Genomic DNA, 22006 nt, shown 5'->3' with positions numbered 1-22006 from the left:
GCGATCGCTCATTTTACCCACTGCTTGCGATCGCTAAGATTCCAACATCTAACACACCAGATAGTTTCTATTTTCCTCTGTTTAGAAGGATGAAGAAGGAACCGCAGAACATAAGGAAGTTGGCATTGCGGGCGATCGCTACAGAAAGATTCGATTTTCTATGGGATATTATCTGCATAATCCTCTCGGAAATTAGAGAGTGCAAGATGATTAAAACTTTGTGGCAACCTCCCCGCCTGCGGACGCCTGAAGAGAACGAAAAAGAACGCCGCGCGACTTGGTTAGAACTCTTTTATGACTTGGTATTTGTGGCAGCGATCGCGGAAGTCGCGCATACTCTTAACGAACACGTTTCGCTACCGGGTTTTTTCGGCTACATGTTGTTATTTGTGCCGATTTGGTGGTCTTGGGTTGGGGCGACTTTTTACGCAAGTCGGTTCGATACTGACGACTTAGGACACCGACTACTGACATTACTGCAAATGATTGCGATCGCAGTGCTGGCAGTAAACGTGCATTACGGCTTAGGAAAAACTTCCGACGGCTTTGCCCTTTCCTACGTAACTGTTCGATGTATTTTAATTTTCCAGTATCTAAGTGCTGGATACTTTGTCGTGGCAGCGCGGAAGTTGACAACTTGGTACGTGATAGGCTTTAGCATCGCCGCCGCCATCTGGCTAATCTCAATTTTTGTCCCAATTCCTTGGCGGTTTTGGCTTTGGGGATTGGGATTTCTGATTGACTTTGGCACACCTCTCACCGCCAGACAGTTGGCTGCCAAGGTGCCGCCGAGCTTTTCACACATCCCAGAACGTTTAGGCTTATTTACGATTATCGTGTTGGGTGAGGCGGTGATTGGCGTAGTCAAAGGCGTTTCTCAGCTGCAATGGGGTATTGCATCTGCCACTGTGGCTGTGCTAGGGATGATAGTTGCTTTTAGCCTGTGGTGGATCTACTTTGACAGCGTGGATGGCTCACCCCTGCGGAGGATGGGAACTGGCAACCTGAACTTTGGTTTAATCTGGCTCTATTCCCATTTACCCCTCGCCATTGGCATTGCTGCTGCTGGTGTAGGTGTGGAACATATTGTCGTGTCCAGCAAAACGGCAGGAGCGTTACCCAGTAACGAACGATGGCTGATCTGCGGCGCTGTGACGATGTGTTTGATAGCCTTGGCGGTGATTCACCTGATTACCTGTACTTTAGGGACAAAGCGACATCGTAAGATTTTAGCCGCCTATCGTTTGGGTTCTGCGGCTTTTATTCTAGTGATTGCGATCGCGGGTGCGGCTTTGTCACCGATTACAGTCGTTAGTTTGGTAGCTTTAGCTTGTGCTGTGCAAGTGGTGCTGGGTTTCCTGATAACCCCTCACGTTCAGCCTGAGGCAAAGTGCTGATCGATACGATAAAGGTATTCAGCCAGCCTCAAACTTGGGAAAGCGATCGCCCACTTTCCTCAAAATTGCGTGCGATCGCGAGAATTCCAACCTCTAACGCACTCGATAGTTTCTAGCTTCCTCCCTCTAAAGGGATGAAGCAGGAACCGCAGAAGAGGATGAGGCTGGCGCTACGGGCAAACAGCTTAACAATTTATCTTCGATTGCTGAAGGCAGGAACCGCAGAAGAGGATGACGCTGGCGCTGCGGGCGATCGCTGCCCAATCGATGCCTGGAATATAGGATAATTCCCATATTTTCCTAAAGGTAAGAATTCCATCGTAAACTGCTGGTTTTTTAAAGGCAGCTTTACCTCTTCAGGCTTTTTCTCAGAGATTTGGCAGGAACGAGTGTAATAGCAGACATAAATAAACTTCTCTTGTTTCTGCTCAAGTAACGCCTCGCCCAAAGTTTGTAAATCCTGAGGTTCTTTCGTCAGGAAAAATACTTTTTCAAGTAGGGGTGCTTGGAGAACTTGGGCAACATATTGGTTGGACATCGCGACTACTGTTTCTGGTTGCGATCGCAAGAACTGAATAGCTGGGGAAATGCCTTGATAATTTTTACTGAGATAAGCTGTGCCGGAGTAGGTGTTTTTATAAACCCCAATGATAAAAAGCACCAAGAAAATAACCGTACCTATCTTTTTAATACTTCCTTTGGCCAACCTCCGGACAAATTCAAACTCTTTGATTGCGACCAAGCAAATTAGCGGTACCAAAACCAGCAAAAACCGAGGTCCCCATTGCTTGCCTCCTGCACCAGCCGGAACCATTACCGCAACCGCCACAGTAAATAAGAAACAGGTTGCATAGATAACCGTCATTCCCAAGCTTAGTTTTAGCTTTTGTCGGCTAAATAAACTCACTCCTAAATATAAAATTGCAAATAAGGTTAGGGGAAAATACTCAAACAAGCCAGAACTCATTTGATTAAAATTTGCCACCGCCACTAATAATCTATCGCTTAGGGAGAATTTCTCTACTATCTGAACGGAATGCATTCCTAGAGGATGCTTATAAATCAATGTATTCAGCACAAAGAAGATGGCAATCGTTAAAAATGTGCTGACAACAAAGAGTTCCTTTCTTCTCGCTAAAAACTGAACTTTTTTTAATTTTAAAAAAGATGCAGCATAAACCAGGACAGCCAAAAATGCGACAATGCCTAGAATTTCTTCTCTAAACCAAACAGATAAGCCAATAAATACCCCACTTAATACAGCATCCTTTTTAGACAACCCTTCTGTCCCCGGTATTAATAAAGTTGCCATTCCGTGAAAGCAAAGCGCTACAGCGAGGCTATGTTCCCAATACATCGCGCTATAGATAGATAAAGGGGAAGCAAAAATTAGGATTGCAAGCGCGATCGCTGTGCTAAAAGCGTTTAATTTCAACCGTCTGCAAGCAAAATAAAAACTTACCCATACAGCCCAAGTTGCAATCAAGGGAACGACGTATAATCCTCTATAGCCGAAAAGCGCTTGGAAAGGTGCGGTAACAAGGGGAAAAGTAAACGGAAAGGTGATGAAGTACTGCCCAAATCTGTTATAGACAAACGGTTCTTGAAACGGGTATAATCCACTTTGCCAAAGATTCCGAACCCAGTCTTCTACAGGTAAGTTCAGGTCAAAGCGAAACTGCCCGCTGCTAAATTGTTTCGCTAACAAAGCTTTAAGCCCAGCATCTCCACTAAAAAAGACATCATTTGGGAGTTGCGATTGCAAAAACACTGAAAATAAAACGCCCGCTAGAATAATGAGTAAGGGAAATCTATATTGGTTGATTTTAGCCTTACTATCAGAATCGCTAGGATTGGATGTAACATCTCTCCACGTTTTTGACATATAATTTCTCATTTTTTTATTCCCTCAATTTACAAGCATTAATATTAAATACAAGATTCACAACCGGCTCTCGTTTGGGTAAAGATTCCTTCCATAATTTTTACCAACTATCCCTTTACTTGGGTATTGTAAAAATTGGCTACTTACGTAAGGTTGGGCAATCCCCAAAATAGGTTCGCTATATTTTACGCAATTAGACTGAAATTCTACGACAAAGAATAGGCTATCTTTACTAAATCTTCAAATAATGGCTATTTTTCACCTGAAGTTGTAAAGATTAGGTGAAGTGAGGTCTAAACTATACAGAAATGAAATAAAGGCTGAGCCACTATGGTCGCGACTAATAAAACTAAGTAGAATCTGTAAATTTAGAAACAGTTTTCATCGATAGTCTTCCTAACAAACCTATAATTTAACTAAACTGCCCTCCGGATGCATAGAGAGATAAATTTTGATTCAATGCTTGTAAGCAATTTCCTGACACAATAGCTAACTCTTTCTCCAGCCGATTTGCTACTGCGCTTATGGGTGTCCGATTATAAATAATTTCTATTTCATACCATTAAATTGCTCGGTATTTCCCTAAAATTGCTCATTCTAGAAAACAACCTAGAGGCTTGGTGAAAAATTAGGCACAATTTTGAGTTTAGAGCGAATTTCGCTACCCGATGAACCCGTGAAACTGACTGCTGGCGCTACTAGCGAACTCCCAGAAAAAACATTTACTGCCAAAATTGAGAAGAGTGACCTACTTTACCGGGAAGTGCTGTGACGACTAAAACTGTTGATGCCATTCTTGAGGGTGCCCTGGCAGGTGGCGATTTGTCACAAGAAGAGGGAGTTGTACTATTAAAGCAAACCGATCCAGATGTCCAGTCAGCGATTCGGGAAACAGCTGATAAGCTGCGACTCAGGCAAGCGGGTGAGACTGTCACCTACGTAATCAATCGCAATATTAACTTCACCAATATCTGCGAACAGCACTGTAGTTTCTGCGCCTTTCGCCGGGATGAAGACGAAGAAGGCGCATTTTGGTTAGAGAGTCCCCAAATTTTGGAAAAAGCGGCTGATGGAGTCCGGCGGGGGGCAACTGAGATTTGTATGCAGGGGGGACTCCATCTTGGGGCAAAAATTAATGGTGCTTCTTTGCCTTATTACCTGCAACTGGTGAAGACAATCAAAGAGGAATTTCCCCAACTGCACCTGCACGCCTTCTCCCCCCAGGAAGTGCAATTTATTGCCAGGGAAGATGGTCTTAGCTACGAGTCGGTGATTGCGGCGCTGCGAGATGCCGGTGTTGGCTCAATGCCGGGAACTGCGGCGGAAGTTTTGAACGATGAAGTGCGGCGCGTCCTTTGTCCGGAAAAGCTGGATACCGCAACTTGGCTGGAAATTGTGGGAACAGCACACAAGTTGGGAATGCCAACCACTAGCACCATGCTTTCCGGTCATATTGAGACCCCAGAACAGCAGATGCAGCATTTAGACAAGTTGCGATCGCTCCAACAAACTGCTGTTACCCAAGGATATCCTGCCCGGATTAGCGAATTCATCCTATTACCTTTCGTCGGTCAAGAAGCCCCCAAACCCCTGCGTCGTCGGGTGGGGAGAGATCAACCAATTTTAGAAGACGCCCTGTTGCTGACTGCTGTGGCGCGAATTTTCTTAGGAAATTGGATTCCCAACCATCAACCCAGCTGGGTGAAACTCGGTCTCGCAGGTGCGGTGGAAGCCCTGAAATGGGGCTGCAATGACATCGGCGGCACCTTAATGGAGGAGCATATTACAACAATGGCTGGGGCAGTGGGTGGCACCTGCATGGAAGTGGAAACTTTGCAGGAAGCGATTCGTTCATTAGGGCGTCCTTACCAACAACGGGATACACTCTACAGAGTGCTAAAGAGGGACACGGTTGCTGTTCTCTCCTGAGCGGGCAGTTAATATTTGGCTCGACTCAGATCCGGGCGTCAGCGTTGCACAGCATTGGCATCCGAATCAGTCGGTTGTTGCTCAAGATAGCTCGCCCGAATGCGAAAGCTCCTACGACTCTTGACTTGGTTTATGCCTCAGAAAAATCAACGTTCCCTTCTGACTGTGGCAGCTGCCGTGTTGCTGATTGCTGGCGGCGCAGTAACTTACTGGCTGCTGATGCAGCGGAATCTATTTCAGGCTGATGTCCCGGTGGGTGCCGAGATGGTTCCCCAGGATACCTTGCTCGCCGTGTCAGTCTCGACTGATGAAAAGCAATGGCAGCAACTGCGGCAATATGGCACTCCCGCTAGCCAAGCCGCATTTGGCAAACAACTCGCCGAACTGGAAAAAAATCTCCTCACTGCTAACGGCTACAACTACCAGCAAGATATCAAGCCTTGGGTGGGTAAAGAAGTCACGATCGCTTTTTTGTCACAGCAGTTACCCCAGAATCCCAATGCTGTCCCGGTTGGTCAACAATCGGTGGTGATGGTATTGCCGATTGAAAATCCTCTGCAAGCAAAGCAAGCGCTAGAAAAATATAGAAACCCGACCTCTAGCAAGTTTGTTGAACGCATTTACAAAGGCATCAAGATTCGAGAAACCCAAGGCAGTCCCGCCCAGAAATTCTCAACGACGCTGCTAGAGCGTTCCTTAATTGTTAGCACCGATCCGAAAGGGACGGAGCGCGTCATTGACGCTTATAAAGGCGGGGCCTCCCTAGCGGATACTCCAGGCTACACAGAGGCTTTGGGAAAGATTAAAGCGGGTGCGCCGTTTGCCAAAGTGTATTTTAATGTGCCCGTGGCAACAGCAATGGCAGCCACCTATTCGGCGCGATCGCTTTCTCCCCAAAATCTTGCCTCGGTTCAACAAAGGCAGGGAGTCGGCGCGACGGTGACACTGGAACCAGAGGGACTTCTGTTTAAAGGAGTGTCTTGGCTGAAGCCGAATAGCGAGACAAAGTATGTGGTGGAAAACAACGCCAAAAGTATGCATCGGCGTCTCCCCGGCAATACTTTGATTGTGACCACTGGTGGCAATTTGCAGCAGTTGTGGCAAGATTACGTCCAGGGTGCCCAAGCGAATCCGCTGATCCGGGTTAGCCCAGAACAGATGAAGGCCGAGATTCGGTCTAAATTGGGTCAAGATTTAGAGCAAGATTTGCTGCCTTGGATGAAAGGCGAGTTTTCTCTAGCTTTAATTCCCACACCTCCAGGAACTCCCTCGATTTTAGGTGCTGGCGTGGCGTTCCTGGTGCAAACAAGCGATCGCCCTAGAGCTGAAAAATCTCTCAAGCAGCTGGATGAGGTGATGGCACAGCAATATAAGTTTCAGGTACAAGAAACGACGCTCAACGGTCAACCCATCATCAATTGGACATCGCAACTCGGTGGCTTAGCCGCCACTCACGGCTGGTTAGATGGTAATGTTGCTTTCCTGACATTAGGGGCACCTGTTGCTAGTACCCTCGTCCCCAAACCCCAAGCGACTTTGGCGGACAGCGAGTTATTCAAACAAGCGATTCCTCAGCAGCTCAATGACAAGAACGGTCTATTTTTTATTGATGTTGACCGTACCATTAACGCCGGGAATCTGTCGCTCTCGCAAGTCGATCCAAATCAAAAAATCTTTACAAACGCGATACGCTCCATTGGCGTCACGGGTGGCATCAGTAGCGATCGCAGTAGCCGCTTTGATATCTTCGTCAACATGAAGAAAGTTGGAGATCCCAGTCCTTCGCCAAAAGCCAGTCTCTCTCCCAGTCCTAGCCCTTCTCCTTAAATTTTCGGTTCTCAACCCCAAGGTACGCTAAGGTTCGCGCTAAGGTACGCAAAGCTCAATAATTCCTTGGCGTACCTTGGCAATTGCCTTGGCAGGATGACAGCGTTAAAAAAAATAACAATTAGTTGTCTAAACCTGGGTGATTCTACCAAGCCTCAGAGCGACCAGAACCGATAGGATCAAAGTGGCGCTTGTGTGAGCGACTTAGATAACAATTGCTGGAAAGAATACAAGATGAACCTGGTTGCACTCCAGAATGGGTTAGATAATATCTCCTTCGCCGTCCTGTTTGCGACGATGTTGATGTACTGGATAGGAGCAGCTTTCAATGGCATCCCCTATCTGTGGGCTTTATCGACGGCAGGGATGGCGATCGCAAACCTCTGCATTGCCGCCCTACTGGGCGCACGATGGCTGGACGCAGGCTACTTCCCTTTGAGCAATCTCTATGAATCCCTCTTCTTCCTAGCTTGGGGGATTACCACGATCCATCTGATTGCTGAAAACATGAGCAAAAGCCGCTTAGTAGGCGTCGCCACGTCACCCATTGCAATGGGTATCGCCGCTTTTGCCGCCTTGACGTTGCCATCTACGATGCAGTCGTCAGAGCCTTTAGTGCCGGCACTAAAATCCAATTGGCTGATGATGCACGTCAGCGTCATGATGCTCAGTTATGCCGCGCTGATGGTGGGATCGCTGCTTGCGATCGCTTTCTTGGTGGTAAGTGGCGGTCAGAATGTCGAACTCCGAGGCAGTTCTGTCGGAACCGGCGGATTTCGCAGTAAAAATGACCCGGCACGCCCCTACCGTCTGCAACGCGCCAGCGATTTCGTGCCCCAGCCACAAGGAGCAACCAGCGAGTCATCTTCTGCTGTGGAGCGTATTTTTGAAAGCAATGGCAGCACCAAAACAGCCGTTCTCGATTTAGTGACCTCCCAGCCTTCCCAAGAAGGGGTATCTGAATTACTAACCCTTTCGCCCCAGCGCCTGAGCCTTGCCGAAACCTTAGATAACATCAGCTACCGCATCATCGGTTTGGGATTTCCCCTCCTGACGATTGGAATTATTGCCGGTGCCGTCTGGGCAAATGAAGCTTGGGGTTCTTACTGGAGTTGGGACCCCAAAGAAACTTGGGCACTGATTACCTGGTTGGTATTTGCCGCCTATCTCCATGCCCGCATCACCAAAGGGTGGCAAGGAAGACGACCGGCAATTTTGGCGGCGACAGGCTTTGTTGTCGTCTGGATTTGCTATCTTGGGGTCAATTTACTAGGAAAAGGACTCCACAGCTACGGTTGGTTCTTTTGATCTTTTAGTCAATTTGCGAACGGCTTTTAACAATTCGCTATTCGCCATTAGCAATGACTGATGACCAATGACCAATAAGGAATAACTCTTTAAACTATCAATTCAACCGGGGGAGATGGTTGTGGATAATCAGTTCGACTCGCTAGCCAAAGGTGAAGTTCTCTCTGTGGATGAGTCTTCCCAAATTTTAATTGGGCACCGCACATTCAGAGTCGGTGAATTCGCAGATGCAATCAGAACGCAGTTGGAATATGGTTTAGGCGGCTGGACAGAAGAAAAGGATGGCTGGTTTAGCGACCAAGGCATTCCTTGCGAAGTGCTGAAATTCGGCTCCAACGGCTGGCAAAAGGGGAAAGTCAGATTTAGCTTGGAATTTTGCCCGGAAGATCCGCAGACGCAGCAGTCATCAACCATTGAAGACAGTGAGCCACAAAGGGCACCGATCCCAGCCACCTTGGATGAGGAAGTGTTAGTTGGAGCCGAAGCACCGTTAATCTATGAGGAAGAGTTAATTCTCATAGAAGTGCCAGAATCCGCTTTGGAAGAACTGGAAATGGCACCAGAAGCAGCCTTTGGTGCGGACGATCTGGATCTCACTGGAGAATCAGCCTTTGGTGCGGATGATTTGGAAATGGCACCAGAATCAGCCTTTGGTACGGATGATTTGGAAATGGCACCAGAAGCAGCCTTTGGTGCGGATGATTTGGAAATAGCACCAGAATCAGCCTTCGCCCTGGACGAACTGGATCTCACTGGAGAATCAGCCTTTGGTGCGGACGAATTGGATCTCACCGGAGAATCAGGTTTCGGTGCGGACGATCTGGATCTCACCGGAGAATCAGGTTTCGGTGCGAACGATCTGGATCTCACCGGAGAATCAGGTTTCGGTGCGAACGATCTGGAATTTCCAGAATTGTCTGAAAAGGAAGAGAACCCATCAGACTCGCTACTCGATGATGTCTGGCAAGACATGAATGAAGCTAGCTGGCGTAACAATCAGTAGGGAAGCGAAAATTGGGTGAGGAATCATCGCTCACAAGCTAACTGATATCAGACTCACGAAGAAGGGGTGCTGTCACATAACAGCACCCCTTCGTTCTCTTTCAAAAAAGAATCATCAAAGAAGCGATCGCATTTGATGGCAGTGTTCAACATCTGGCTAGTGGCAGTGGCGATCAAACCGTTCGGCTGTGAAATCTGCAAACGGGGCATTGTCTGCAAGTGTTGCACGAGCATACGAGTTGGGTAACTTCGGTGAGCTTTAGCTGCAATGGTCAAATTTTACTGAGTGGCAGTGAGGATCGCACCATTAAGCTGTGGGATGTCGCAACCGGGCGCTGTATTAAAACGTTGCAGAGCGATCGGCTGTATGAACGCATGAATAGTCAAGGCGCAACGGGATTAACATTTTTACGATTTGCCTAACTTTTCAAACACCCTCTTAGACACGGCTGTCAAAAACTCTGTAGACACTGAGAGTCAGAGTGCTGTTGTTAGAGATGTATGATTATGATGCGGTCGAGGCAAGCTAATCAAATTCCAAATGGCTGGGCACTTTGTGATGGTCAAAATGGAACACTAGATTCAACAGATAGATTTATCGTTGGTGCTGGCAGCAAATATACTGTCAATGCTACAGGTGGAGAAGGATTTCACCGCTTAACAAGCGATGAAATGCCATCACGCGATCGTAGTAATGGAAGTTTCGGAAACTTTTTACAAGTTACTGAACAAAAGACTTACCGTGCTAGTTCAGATTTGTCTCCACATGAGCCAGATTTATTTACGGTTGATTGGAATAAAACAGTTTAGTGGAAATCAATCACATGAAAACAGACCACCCTTTTATACAGTTGGTTTTATTATTTTTATTATTTTTATTATTTTTATTCTGGCGCAAACAATGGCGCAAACCAGGCGTAGTGCGAACGACGCGGCTCACGGGCAATGTTTATTGTATCCTATTGAAGCAACCTGGTACGATTACCGCTACTGTTGAGCAGAGAAAAGAATCTATAAGCCGTGTGAGACTCAGTATCAAAGCTAATTTAGAACAGGCGAACCCTAATGTTCAAAAAATAGGCAGCGATGAGCGGTTAAAAGTCTCTTATGAAGTGACACAACAGGAGTTCAATTCTAACAAGGATTGGTATATAATCATGGAAAATTTGAGCGCTCAACAAATCCTATTAAACCTTACTTTTAATGATAGCGCTCAATCCCAAAAAGAAAAATTAGAACCCGGATTAAGGATTTGCCAGAATAAAGAAGACAACGGCGGAAATAAAACAATTGTGAGAACAAAATATTAAAAACCCTGTTCTCATAATAATCTCTAAAATCTACTGATTTTTTGCCCAATAGACATAGATACAACAGAGAGGAAAAGCAAGATGCCAGACGCACAAACCCCAAAAAAAACCGAAGAAGGAATTGTCAAAAGACCTAACTATTTTGCTGGTCAGTATCTACTAGAAGATGACTTTAAGTCAGAACAAAACTACCACATAGACCGCCAGCGCCGCCACAACCGCCTGCTTAATGTTTCGGGTATTGCTGAGGGGTTGACTGTAAGTAAACATCAAGATTTAACCGTTAAGGTTTCAGCAGGAACCGCGTTCGATTCCCAAGGAAGGCAAATTATCCTTCTAGACGAGAAAGCCGTAGACTTGGTGCAAGAGGCAAACAATAACAATACCATCGAAGATGGAGATTATACTTTTTCGATTAGATATAGCGAGGAGCTAACCGATTTACAGGGAGATGAGAAGTTCACGAATACGCGCGTGCAAGAAAAGCCAGTCTTCGTGTTAAGTTCGTCCTCATCAACACCTGATGACACTATAGCATTGGCAAAGCTGACAATTCAGGAAAAAAATGTCACAGAAATCGCTCCGGATGTCCGTCAGTATTCAGGAATATATTTACCTGCGGAAGATGGGAAAGGAGTGACGTTGCGAGCGCGTGGTGTCGAATTTCCAAATGAAGCCATTCTCGAAGGGAGTTTAAAGATAACCGAGAGGTTGGTGATTGGAGGGAAAGGATATTTTCACGACGTACATATAGTTGGTCCTTTTCAGCTTGGTAATGTACCTAACATTAAACCCGTCATTAGGGTTAACAACATTGTTAATGAAATTAGTGAAGGAACACAAGATAATGCGGATAAGGCATTGCCTACCGTGAAAGCAGCGGTAGACTATGCTGACACAAAAGCAAAGAAAAATGGTGACAGCAACGAAAATTTCACAGCAGCACAGCTCACCGCAACGCAGTTAACAATAAACAATGGAGTGACGTTAAGATCGCGGGACGGAGAAACTCCAGATAAAGCCCTTCTGGATGGGAGTTTAAAGATAACCGGGGGGTTGGTGATTGAAAAGAAAGGATATTTTCACGACGTACATATAGTTGGTCCTCTTCAGCTTGGTAATGTAGAGAACAAGGAACCCGTCATTAGGGTCAACAACATTGTTAATGAAATTAGTGAAGGAACACAAGATAATGCGGATAAGGCATTGCCCACCGTGAAAGCAGCGGTAGACTATGCGGACACAAAAGCAAAGAGAAATGGTGACAGCAACGAAAATTTCACAGCAGCACAGCTCACCGCAACGCAGTTAACAATAAACAATAAGGCGGTCAAGGGGATCAAAGATGAGATCCTGGAGAACGATCAAGAAAACGAAACGTCTCTCCCAACAATTGCAGCAGTCATATCATATTTAGACACGGCTGTTAAAAACTCTGTAGACACTGAGAGTCAGAGTGCTGTTGTCAGAGGGATGATTATGATGTGGTCGGGACAAGCTAATCAAATTCCTAATGGCTGGGCACTTTGTGATGGTCAAAATGGAACACCAGATTTAAGAGATAGATTTATCGTTGGTGCTGGCAGCAAATATACTGTCAATGCTACAGGTGGAGAAGAATTTCACCGCTTAACAATTGATGAAATGCCATTACACGATCATAGTAATGAAAATTTCAAGTACCTTTTACAAGTTACTGGAGAAAGGACTTACCATGGTAGTTCGGATTCTTCTCCACATGAGCCAGATTTATTTACGGTTGGTTTGAATAAACAAGTTGGTGGAGATCAACCACATGAAAACAGACCACCCTTTTATGCACTTGCTATTATTATGAAGCTATGAGTTGAAAATTCTCATTGAAAGCTCGGCTTGTAATTGGTATTTTCATATCTCTAACAATCCATGAAAGAACAACTCCAACAACGCCTGCAACAACTTAAAGCCGAATTTGAATCTGGTCAAAAAGTACTCGCTGACTTAGAGACCAAACAAACCAGTGTGAGAGAAACTCTTCTCCGAATCGCTGGGGCTATTCAGGTGTTAGAAGAACTCAAAACAGCAGAGAGCGATACTATCACTACTCTCGCTGAAAACACCTATCCCCTTCGTTCCGAAGTCCCCAGCATAGAAGTCACTCCCCAAGGGTTTGAGAATTAATTGTAAAGGGGAACTCCTCAAGAGGTGACAAAGCGCTCAAGAGATCGAGGAAAAAAGCTTTCCACCCTCTTGACCTTTAAAAAGATGTCATGTTTTGCTTACCTACCTGGTCATGCCGCGTTTAATACAACTATTTCGCAAATGGTTGTATCCCATTCCATAAGATGAGATGAATTGGTTGCGATCGCTGCGGCGACCGGGACAATCAGTTTAGCTTGATGAGTTTGAGCGAAGCGGGATTACCAGCGGTCAGTTGCAGCGCTACATCAACGAAGATGGACTACGAGGAATTCAAAATTTAGATGCGAACTGACAAGTCAGCGCTTCGCTATCGCTGCCAGTCTTCTCCAACTCAAACCTCAAAATCCAATCTCTCCCCCACTGTTAAGCGAGTTCCATTCGCAAAGTCCCAACCAGACTGAGGGCGTTTTCCAGCCATCTGTATTTCTCGCAATAGCAACAGTCCATCGCCAGTTTGAACAATTGGGCCAAATCCTTTGGCAATGCTCACCACCTCGCCTGGATGTGCCGAACCAGAGGACAAGGAAGACCAATCCGATAGCGCCTTTAATTCTGGGGCGATTTGCCAGTAAGCCTCTCCTAGAGGAGCAGTGGCACTGATTTTGAGCGGATTCCCCCGAAATGTTGCCACACAATCCGGGAAAAATCCCCTGACTTGGTTATGTAATGCGATCGCGCTTTTCGACCAATCAAGACAATAATCCGGTTTTTTAATCAGCGGCGCATAAGTCGCCTGCGATTCATCTTGGGGGATTGGTTCAATTTCCTGGCGTTCCAGCTTCAGGAGGGTTTCTACTAATAAATCTGCCCCAATCTCGGAAAGCTTTTGCGCCAAATCTTGAGCATTATCCAACAGTCCAATCGGCGTATAAGCTTTTAGCAGCACTGCCCCCGTATCCATCCCCGCATCCATCAGCATCGTTGCGATCCCCGTTTCGGTCTCGCCATGATAGAGGCACCACTGGATGGGAGCAGCACCCCGATACTTGGGTAAGATCGAGCCGTGTACGTTGATGCAACCCAATTTGGGCATATCTAGAATTTGTTGGGACAAAATTTGTCCGTATGCCACCACAACAAAAACATCTGCATTTGTCTGTTTTAGCTGAGCGAGCGTTTCCTCGTCTTTTTTAATCCGCTGCGGTTGCCAAACAGGTAGCTGATGCGTCAAGGCGACTGATTTTACTGGAGAAGGCATCATTTGGTTGCCCCGTCCCCGGCGTTTATCCGGCTGGGTAACCACACCTAAAACTTCAAATTCTGGATTAGCGAGTAACCGTTCTAAAGTAGGGACGGCAAATTGTGGGGTGCCAAAAAATATGACTTTCATTTCCTTAGGGAACGGTAATTGGTAATTGGTCTTGATTGAAAAGCAATTTTTCCCTTAACCATTAGCAAAAAAGTAAAAACTAAGGGTTAATAATCGCAATTTCGATGCGGCGGTTTCGTTGTCGGTTGGTATCGCTATTATTTTCTACTAAGGGAAAAGTTTCGCCGTAACCAACAACAATCATGCGATATTTTTTCTCCAAAGCAGTGAATAAATACTGCTCAGCAGCTTGGGCGCGTCGAAACGATAGCGCTTGATTGTCTGTAGATTCACCAACGTCATCGGTGTGAGCAGCAATTTGAATTGTGGCACCTGGGTAGTTCCGTAAATCGGCGATGACATTGTCTAAAATTACGGGTGCCTGTGGTAGCAGAACGCTATCGCTGTCTTTAAATAACAAGTCGCTAGGTAGGGTGGCTTTCAAAGCATCCGATGGTAGAGAAACCCTAGAAGCGGTAGTGACTTGATTGGAATTGGGAACGCGATCGCCTTGAAGTTGCTGGGAGATTTCTTGTAGACGTGCGGCGAGGGGTTCGCTGGAACTCTGGCGACCGACTTGGGTTTCCAGTTTAGTCGTGCGATCGCGCAGTGCTTGCAATTGCGCCTGTAACTGTTGCAGCTCTGCTTCCAGTTGCCGTCTTTGTTCCGCACTCAGTTCTACTGGCGGACTGACGCTGGTGACAGCAGGGGACGGCTTAAAAGTAGAGGAGGCGGTGGATGTCTCTAGTTTGGCGCGGCGTAGCACTTTCACAACTAGGGGCACCTCTGGCGTCAGGTCGGGAAAGACTCCCGCGAGGACGAGACCGAACAGCCACGCCAAGCCACCTCCCACCCCCAGCAACAGCACTCGCCAGAGTAAAACCAGTAAAAACCGCCCAATGCCTGTAGATTGGCGAGGAGAAGTGTTATCGGCAAATGGTGCTTCTTGTTTTGTCACCCGTTTTCCTATTTTTATCCAGACAACAGATTAACACTCGATAATGCGATTAAGCTTTTTTCGTTGTCCGAGGCAATAAAAATGGGCGATCGCATTATTAACTTGCGCGAAGAGACATTTGGGAATACTTTTGGGATATAACCCTGGAGTGCCGTTGTGATGTTATTAGGTAGCCCTCAGTCACTGTCTAGGCAAGTATGTAGAAATCAGTCAACCTGCCCCCAAGAAAATTTCTTGCCTTAGATTAATTTTTAATCGCTTTTCGACCGTCTTGTGGAAAAATATCATAACAAGAGCGATAAGGTGTTTCACCCATCAAGCCGGATTCATTGAGATATGATAAATTTTTTTACATCTTTTGTTTTTTTTGACAGGTTTTGTGGATATACATATAGATATAGGGACGCTGCACCGTTCCTTGGGCGTTGCTCCTCACACAAGAAACGCCGTTTAGCAACCCCACCCCCAATCAATGTTCATTCGCCTCTTCCGCTCAGGATGGTGCTCTAATCAACCATACCTCCCGCTTATTGCGGCTGCGCTGCTGATGGCTCCTAGCTCATTTGCCTTAGCTGGCACGGCTGCGTCTACAATCGCAGGTCCCTCTACCATGCAATATCCGCAAGCCCGAAAGGAATTATCTGAAGCTGCTCCCGACATGACTCAAGCAGTAGTGCAAATCGACCCCCTCGATAGCCCTCATCCCGTCCCGTGGAATTGGGTAATGACTACTCATGCAGAAGTTACCGCCAACGGCGGCACTGGGGTACGTTACTATCGCAGCCCCTCTTTAGTGTCTCCTGATGGTCAGTATGCTGCTTACAGCCGGATTCAGTTGCAGGTGCAACCGGAGTTGTACCAATGCCGCATTTCCAGCGTCATGTTTGTAGAAAATTTGAGGACAGGGGATTTACGAACGATCTCGGCGTCTTCTCCTTTGGCTGACAATCCCTTTGTCAGTAACGAAGAAGCGGATATGCCGGGGATCATCGCCATCTTGATCCCCATTTCGTGGTCGGCGAAAGGCGATCGCGTCTTAGCACGGCAATTTGAAGGTTTATTTAGTACGTCCGATGCTTCTGACTATGCCGTTGTTTGGGATCGTCAGCAGAATCGTACTACGACTCTCTCTCCTGACCGCGATGATTACACCAACGCGGTGTTGTTAGGCTGGAGTCAAACTAATCCCGACCAAGTTCTGTTTCGAGCAGGCGAATTGGGTGAGGAAGAGTGGCCTCTATGGGCTGTTGATTTGAAGGGTCAAACCGTAGCCGCAATTGAGGATCAACCCCTCATTTTTGGTCAGACGATTACCCATTCTTGGGCAGGGCCACAGGCTCATTTCTAAAGGAACAAAATCAAGGATGAAGGATGAAAAAGATTGAAGGTGACAGAAAAAGTTTTTTACTCATACTGTCAGCCGGAATTTTAAACTTCATCCTTCTTTTTTTCTGATGAATCTAGCTTAGAGCTGCCAATATTTATATATTTTTAAATTAAATTTTGATTAAATCTTTGATTAAGTCTAAACGATTTAAACGAGTCTTTTTAAGAGTTTTCGTTAGCCTGAATTTTTTGCTTTTGGGTTCGGGCTTTTTTATTTATTATACATTAAAAAATTCTGCTAACAAAAACAATATATCAAATTATGAAATTTACCTCAAAAATCAATTAAATCAACCAAATTCTTATCCGGTTAATTATCCTATCTCATCGAGTGTTTATCAACCCGTCAGCGTGTGGACAGGACGCCTAATATTACTACCGAAAGAGCAGAGACAGCTTAGAAAATCGGTGCTCTTTGAAGTTTATAATGCAGATTCCGCGCATCAGAACTTAGTAGGAAAAATTGTAAATTTAGAGTGGAGCCGGGACTCAGAAGCGCAAAAATTCGTCCAGGCTGTAACGCAAGATGTCAAGTTTATTCAAGCAACTGAAGATAGTAAAAAAACTGGAAATTTACATCCTGACCGATTAAATAACTGGCAAAATGTTGATCCCTTAGAATCCTTGGCTGGGGCGCGACCTCAAGATGATGTCGTCGTGGAACTCAAAAACCCTGTAGTTGTCACCAATCACCAAAAAGAACGTCCCTCGCTGAAGATTGCCCAAGAACCCGTACAAGTCACGGGTCGGATTTATGCTTTAGTGACAATTATTAAACGAGAGAAAGCAGATAGCGTTAGCGCAGCGTCTCCTTCGGATCGCTTTGTTGTGCGTCACTTTAATAAAAAAACAAAACAATTTGATGGCCTTTTAGAAACAATTCGGATTCCTCAAGTGCCATCTGACCGCAATGGAATTTCTCGGTCAACAAATCGAGGAATTGAAAAGTCTCCCCTCAATTCCGCAGGCTGGTACATTTATGGGACAAAAGATGCCGAGGGAATATTTGTCACCCAGGCAATTGAACCCCGCGCCCTGATGCGTTTGCAACCGGATGAAGTGCGGGTAAATCGGAAATCTGCTAATTCCTATCTGAAAAAAGAACTTTGGAAAGGTACTGAAGGTCAAAAAGGAACCGCCAAGATAGTTTTACTCGATCCAAAAAGTCAACAATTTAACGAGGCGGTATCGAAATGGCGCGAGGGAGATCGAGCAATTGTCCTTCATACATACGGTGGAATTGGGGGTAAAAAACCCGAACCCGAACCGCTGGGCGTAGTTACGGGACATTTTGCTTATGGCATTGCGACAGTCGTGCGCGATCGCTTCACGGATGAGTTACGCTTTGACATCGAGTATCGGCAAGTTTACGCCCATAATCCCGATGGGATTATTGCTGGCACCATGAAATGGTCTACTTATATGGGAGATTTGCAGCGGGGTTGGCTGGGAAATCGGCCTGTATCCGATGCGATCGTCAAGCTCGATGCTGTGACGCAAGATTATGATTTTGATGGCATCCAACTGTCACCTATGAAAGAATTTATGCGCCAGTTGGATATTATGATGGCACGCTACCGGATTGGAGATGGAACGGGTAGTTCAGTGGTGACACCCTCAACTTCTTGCGTACAAGATGCTAACCAAGCGCTTTTTGTGACGATTAAGCAGGTAGAGAAACAGGTGGCGTCGAATCCTCGGATTCAAGAGTGGTTGCGACGTCATCCTACCGACGCTCAAACCTTACGATTTCAGCAACTCGTGAAATTAGGGCGATCGCTTGAAAAGCAATTAGCACCCCTAGGGATTATTCGTTCCGATTGGCAAGAAAACGCTGAGAATTTAGCAGGAACCAGGACAGCGGACGGCACCCTTACCACTGTCTTGAAGGCAGCAACAACTTGGCGAACCATGTTACCTCGACGGGCGCATGATGAAATTGCTACGATTTTGTTGAACAATGGTGCGACTTTGTGGATAATCCGGACGAACCAAGTGGGGGGTTTTAATCCAGATATTGTACCTCGTGCCCCTACGGCACTTTTAGGGCACCGCACGAATTGAGAAAAATTTATCCATCCCATCAAACAGCAGAAACTACCAGGAGGCACGAGTAGCAATGGTGCAGCAACCAATACAGCAGGAGCGACCACCACTTTACAGCTGCGTTATTGCAATTGATAGCGTCACCGGACGCCAAGAGGAAGAAATAATCGCTTTCGGCGTATCTGTTGATGATGCTAAAAAGCAAGCTCAGCAGTTGTTAGCAAACTATGGATGTGATGAATCGCAAATTCTCAAGTTAATCCAGCAGGCAAGAACTGAACCCGTATCTCCCTGGTGTTCCCCTGAAAATAGACAAGGTTAATCTGAATGCGATCGCTACTCGTCTGTTTTGTCTAGAGGATTTTGAAGGCGCTTCCGTTCGATCTCTTCTAAAGCTTTTCGAGGATTGGTACGGCGACGACGATACCAAGTCGCGCCCCCAACCAACATCGCAATTAATAGCAAGGCACCAATTAAGGGCAAGAAATCACCCGTTTTTAGCGCCCGTAAGCCGTAACTTCCTAACATTACAAATGGCAAAATTCCGGGAATGGTTCCGAGAATAGTTCCCAGCAGATAATCCCGAAAGCGAATTGAAGTCAAACCAGCAGCAAAATTAACTAAGCCGTAGGGAATAATTGGCTGTAGGCGGATGGCAAACATATAGAATAAGCCACCCTGAATCATCTCTGAATCAATCGCTTGCAAGCGTCCGCCTAACTTTTGAACGACAAATTCACGCCCCACCGTACGCGTAAAGGCAAAAGCCACTACAGCTGCAATCACGGCGGCAATACTCGTCCAAAGCGTCCCCAACCAAGGACCAAAAATTGCGCCACTGGTGAGATTTAGTGCTGTAGAAGGCAAGATTAACAGTGTCGCCAAGGTATAGAAAACGATATAAATAATCGGTGCCCAGATGCCAGCTTGATTTAGCCATGTTTGGAGTTGAGCTGGATCGATACCTCCCAAAAAATATACTGCGAGTCCCGTCACTACAATGCAGACGGCAGTCAATAGGAAAATGCCACTTTTAGCGTTCAACAAAAACTCCTTTGTTTTTAGCCATTAATCATTTGTCATTAGTAATAGGACTTACGCAGAGATCCCCCTAAATCCCTCGATAAATTGGGGGACTTTTCCGGTTTCCCCCCTTTTTCAGGGAGCTTAGGGGGAGCTAGGCTTCAAGCTTTCAGCGCGTAAGCCCGGAGTTATTCGCGATCAGTCCTTGCTTATTCGTTCTTCAGATATTACTAAATACTCTTGAGTGCTAATTTCTGATTTGTGACGCTTTTCGGTTGACTCTTGGCTCTTGAAACCATAAGCTTCACGCACTAAATAAAGCGGACGTCCTTTGACTTCTTCGTAGACACGACCAAGATACTCGCCAATGATCCCCAGTGTCACTAACTGGATACCTCCCAAAAATAATATTGCAACCATGATGGAAGCATAACCCGGAAGATCGATCCCATAAATTAAAGTGCGCAAGAATAAAAAGCTAGCGTAAATAAATGACAAAAAAGATATCGTAACGCCCACGTAACTCCACACTTTTAAAGGGAGAAAACTAAAGGAAGTAATCCCATCTAGGGCAAAGTTCCACAGACGCCAGTAGTTCCACGTTGTGGTTCCCTTATAACGTGGGGGACGATCGAATAAAACAGAGGTTTGCTTGAAACCCACCCAAGCAAAGAGTCCTTTCATAAACCGGGTTCGTTCTGGCAGTAGCTTGATGGCTTCTACCACACGCCGATCGAGCAACCGAAAGTCCCCGGTATTGCGGGGGATGGGGACGCGACTCATCTTGCCAATTATCTGATAGAAAGCTTTGGCTGTAGAGTTTTTCAGCCAACCTTCATCACGCGATCGCCTAGTTGCATAAACGACATCATAGCCTTCGCGCCATTTGTCTACCAGTTCCTTAATTAACTCTGGCGGATCTTGCAAGTCGGCATCAATTGGAATTACGGCAGCACCCGCAGCATAGTCAAGTCCAGCACTGAGGGCGACTTCTTTGCCAAAGTTGCGGGACAAGTTGACGACTTTAATCGCTGGGTTACGATAATGACGCTCAATTAGACACTTTAGGGTATTGTCCTTACTGCCATCATTGACGCAAACAATCTCGTAGGTCGTATTTACAGTTTCCAGTACCGATAGCAGCCGCTCAAACAAGTAGTCAATATTGTCCTCCTCGTTGTAAAGCGGTATTACCACAGAGAGTTCTACTGGTTCAATATCTAAGGACATAAAAAAACAAAGACAAGCTAATATATGTCAAGTTTCACCTAACTTGACTGCACTTTAACCTAAATTCTAATTTCATCAATATTATGAGCCGAAGCTTCACAGTTCCTAAATCATCGCGGCGCTGGTTGTCCTTGGAAATGTTGCTCCTGGGCGCGATCCCGATCGCTGTTTTGTTAAGAATTATCTATATAACGCGATGTGCGACTAAGACTAGTGTGACACAAGCTGCTCGAACTGCAACGGTTCAGCACTGTGGCGGTTTAACCATCGACAGACCGTATGAGCTAGCAGTTTGCGGTTGAGACGACTGCTCAGGTGCCACAGGTCGCGTGCCCAAACTTTTTCAATTGAGAAGCGTTCAACTAATTGACCAATTACCGTTTCAATGAGTCGTCGCGTTCGTTTGAGTAGCGCCACCCCAGCCGGGTCACGAGTGTCGCGCATATTGGCACGCAAGGCAGTTTCTAGTTCAACACCGACCTGTCTGAGTTCTTGCTGAAGTGCAGCACAGAGATAGCCCTTGTCCCCAATCAGTAACCCGTGAATCGTCTGCACCATATCCCACAATTCCCACAATGCTTCGCGTTGGCTACCGTTGGCAGGCGTGAGAGTGAAGCCTGTAATCACGCCTGTGGCACTGATGAGCAAATGACCATGAAAGCCCTAGTAGGTCTGCTTTTTCGCCGCACAGTAGCCGTAAGCAGCTTCGCCCTTAAAACTGCGACCGCGGGGGACACGACTAAAGCAACACAGGGGAATGGGAATGCCATCCACTAGATGCACGCTATCGGCAAAAGCTCCCAACTCGACTGAAGGAGCGTTGCTGGAGTAGTTCCTTGTACTGTCACAAGTTCGCTGCCTGCCGGACAAAGGCAGATCGACTGTTCAAACATGGAAACCATGTCAACCAATGACGACGGAAATACCGCTAAATTGCTTGGTCTGCATCAATTCCTTGGTACTCTGCCACAATTTCCATAGTGATCACCTCACTATCAGCCAGGGCTGGAGCAAATCCTTTGGATCAAATCGGTTGCCCCTGGGTGACCTCCTTGAGCCAGTCGTCCACACAGCAAAAAGACCGCAATGATAAACTCTTCGAGGCGTTGCTGAAAGAGTAATGCTAGATTTGGTATAATAGAAGGATGAAATGCCCTGAATGTAACTCCACTCAAACCGCTAAGAACGGACATCGTCGAGGCAGACAGTGCTATA

The 22006-nt window shown here is 46.2% G+C and carries 20 protein-coding genes and 1 pseudogene; 14 read left to right on the top strand and 7 right to left on the bottom strand.

What is annotated here, in order from left to right; all coding sequences use genetic code 11:
* Positions 1–89: 89 nt before the first annotated feature.
* Positions 90–1397 (top strand): low temperature requirement protein A, encoded by a 1308-nt coding sequence (locus NC996_RS22740; RefSeq protein ID WP_242037632.1) that lies wholly within the window; start codon positions 90–92, stop codon positions 1395–1397.
* A gap of 193 nt (positions 1398–1590) precedes the next feature.
* On the opposite strand, the gene NC996_RS22735 is transcribed toward NC996_RS22740, so the two are convergent.
* Positions 1591–3282 carry a dolichol-phosphate mannosyltransferase gene (locus NC996_RS22735; RefSeq protein ID WP_199303179.1) on the bottom strand — a complete coding sequence of 564 codons (1692 nt, stop codon included), beginning with the start codon at positions 3280–3282 and terminating at the stop codon, positions 1591–1593.
* Between the two features lie 640 nt (positions 3283–3922).
* Between NC996_RS22735 and NC996_RS22730 the strand changes: the two genes are divergently transcribed.
* From NC996_RS22730 to NC996_RS22710, 5 genes are all read left to right on the top strand, one after another.
* Complete coding sequence (locus NC996_RS22730) at positions 3923–4054, top strand: hypothetical protein (protein ID WP_277878891.1); 132 nt, start codon at positions 3923–3925, stop codon at positions 4052–4054.
* Positions 4051–5211, top strand: a complete 1161-nt coding sequence (gene cofH / locus NC996_RS22725) for a 7,8-didemethyl-8-hydroxy-5-deazariboflavin synthase subunit CofH (RefSeq protein ID WP_190687281.1) — start codon at positions 4051–4053, stop codon at positions 5209–5211. The genes NC996_RS22730 and cofH overlap by 4 nt, the downstream gene beginning before the upstream one ends.
* A gap of 99 nt (positions 5212–5310) precedes the next feature.
* Entirely contained in the window at positions 5311–7038 is a 1728-nt protein-coding gene (locus NC996_RS22720) for a DUF3352 domain-containing protein (protein WP_348260024.1), read from the top strand.
* Between the two features lie 234 nt (positions 7039–7272).
* Positions 7273–8346, top strand: coding sequence for a c-type cytochrome biogenesis protein CcsB (gene ccsB / locus NC996_RS22715; protein WP_190687275.1), 1074 nt, complete (start codon positions 7273–7275; stop codon positions 8344–8346).
* A gap of 121 nt (positions 8347–8467) precedes the next feature.
* Positions 8468–9349 carry a KGK domain-containing protein gene (locus tag NC996_RS22710; protein ID WP_190687272.1) on the top strand — a complete coding sequence of 294 codons (882 nt, stop codon included), beginning with the start codon at positions 8468–8470 and terminating at the stop codon, positions 9347–9349.
* Positions 9350–9402: 53 nt separating this feature from the next.
* Here NC996_RS22710 and NC996_RS22705 read toward each other — a convergent pair whose 3' ends face one another.
* On the bottom strand, positions 9403–9582 hold the full coding sequence (locus NC996_RS22705) for a hypothetical protein (RefSeq protein ID WP_199303178.1): 180 nt from the start codon (positions 9580–9582) through the stop codon (positions 9403–9405).
* Between the two features lie 18 nt (positions 9583–9600).
* Here NC996_RS22705 and NC996_RS22700 point away from each other — a divergent pair, with 18 nt between their 5' ends.
* The 5 genes from NC996_RS22700 (at position 9601) to NC996_RS22680 (ending at position 12818) form a co-directional block, all read left to right on the top strand.
* Complete coding sequence (locus tag NC996_RS22700) at positions 9601–9771, top strand: hypothetical protein (protein WP_199303176.1); 171 nt, start codon at positions 9601–9603, stop codon at positions 9769–9771.
* Positions 9772–9849: 78 nt separating this feature from the next.
* Positions 9850–10158 carry a hypothetical protein gene (locus NC996_RS22695; protein ID WP_348260023.1) on the top strand — a complete coding sequence of 103 codons (309 nt, stop codon included), beginning with the start codon at positions 9850–9852 and terminating at the stop codon, positions 10156–10158.
* 14 nt (positions 10159–10172) lie between these two features.
* The gene (locus NC996_RS22690; protein WP_190687266.1) at positions 10173–10658 is read left to right on the top strand and encodes a hypothetical protein; all 486 of its coding nucleotides are present in this window, start codon (positions 10173–10175) and stop codon (positions 10656–10658) included.
* Between the two features lie 81 nt (positions 10659–10739).
* Positions 10740–12503: a hypothetical protein gene (locus NC996_RS22685; protein ID WP_190687263.1), complete on the top strand. Its 1764-nt coding sequence runs from the start codon at positions 10740–10742 to the stop codon at positions 12501–12503.
* Between the two features lie 60 nt (positions 12504–12563).
* Positions 12564–12818, top strand: coding sequence for a hypothetical protein (locus tag NC996_RS22680; protein WP_190687325.1), 255 nt, complete (start codon positions 12564–12566; stop codon positions 12816–12818).
* Positions 12819–13170: 352 nt separating this feature from the next.
* Here the strand turns inward: NC996_RS22680 and fmt are convergent, their stop codons facing one another.
* Positions 13171–14169, bottom strand: coding sequence for a methionyl-tRNA formyltransferase (fmt, locus tag NC996_RS22675; protein ID WP_190687261.1), 999 nt, complete (start codon positions 14167–14169; stop codon positions 13171–13173).
* Between the two features lie 79 nt (positions 14170–14248).
* The gene (locus NC996_RS22670; RefSeq protein WP_190687259.1) at positions 14249–15106 is read right to left on the bottom strand and encodes an OmpA family protein; all 858 of its coding nucleotides are present in this window, start codon (positions 15104–15106) and stop codon (positions 14249–14251) included.
* A 658-nt stretch (positions 15107–15764) separates the two neighbouring features.
* On the opposite strand from NC996_RS22670, the gene NC996_RS22665 reads away from it, so the two are divergent.
* The 3 genes from NC996_RS22665 to NC996_RS22655 all read left to right on the top strand — a co-directional run bounded on the left by NC996_RS22665 (position 15765) and on the right by NC996_RS22655 (position 18860).
* Positions 15765–16454: a hypothetical protein gene (locus NC996_RS22665; RefSeq protein ID WP_190410893.1), complete on the top strand. Its 690-nt coding sequence runs from the start codon at positions 15765–15767 to the stop codon at positions 16452–16454.
* A gap of 446 nt (positions 16455–16900) precedes the next feature.
* Positions 16901–18556 carry an abortive infection protein gene (locus NC996_RS22660; RefSeq protein WP_190687257.1) on the top strand — a complete coding sequence of 552 codons (1656 nt, stop codon included), beginning with the start codon at positions 16901–16903 and terminating at the stop codon, positions 18554–18556.
* 55 nt (positions 18557–18611) lie between these two features.
* Positions 18612–18860: a hypothetical protein gene (locus NC996_RS22655; protein ID WP_190687255.1), complete on the top strand. Its 249-nt coding sequence runs from the start codon at positions 18612–18614 to the stop codon at positions 18858–18860.
* 14 nt (positions 18861–18874) lie between these two features.
* Here NC996_RS22655 and NC996_RS22650 read toward each other — a convergent pair whose 3' ends face one another.
* The 3 genes and pseudogenes from NC996_RS22650 to NC996_RS22640 form a co-directional block, all read right to left on the bottom strand.
* Positions 18875–19585, bottom strand: a complete 711-nt coding sequence (locus NC996_RS22650; protein WP_190687253.1) for a VTT domain-containing protein — start codon at positions 19583–19585, stop codon at positions 18875–18877.
* A 174-nt stretch (positions 19586–19759) separates the two neighbouring features.
* Positions 19760–20791, bottom strand: a complete 1032-nt coding sequence (locus tag NC996_RS22645) for a glycosyltransferase family 2 protein (RefSeq protein WP_190687251.1) — start codon at positions 20789–20791, stop codon at positions 19760–19762.
* A gap of 210 nt (positions 20792–21001) precedes the next feature.
* Positions 21002–21927, bottom strand: a pseudogene (locus NC996_RS22640) (IS982 family transposase).
* Positions 21928–22006: the final 79 nt, after the last annotated feature.

It is taken from the genome of Trichocoleus sp. ST-U2 (assembly GCF_039961875.1).
GTDB lineage: Bacteria > Cyanobacteriota > Cyanobacteriia > Cyanobacteriales > FACHB-T130 > FACHB-T130.
This window is presented reverse-complemented; position numbering and strand designations above follow the sequence as displayed.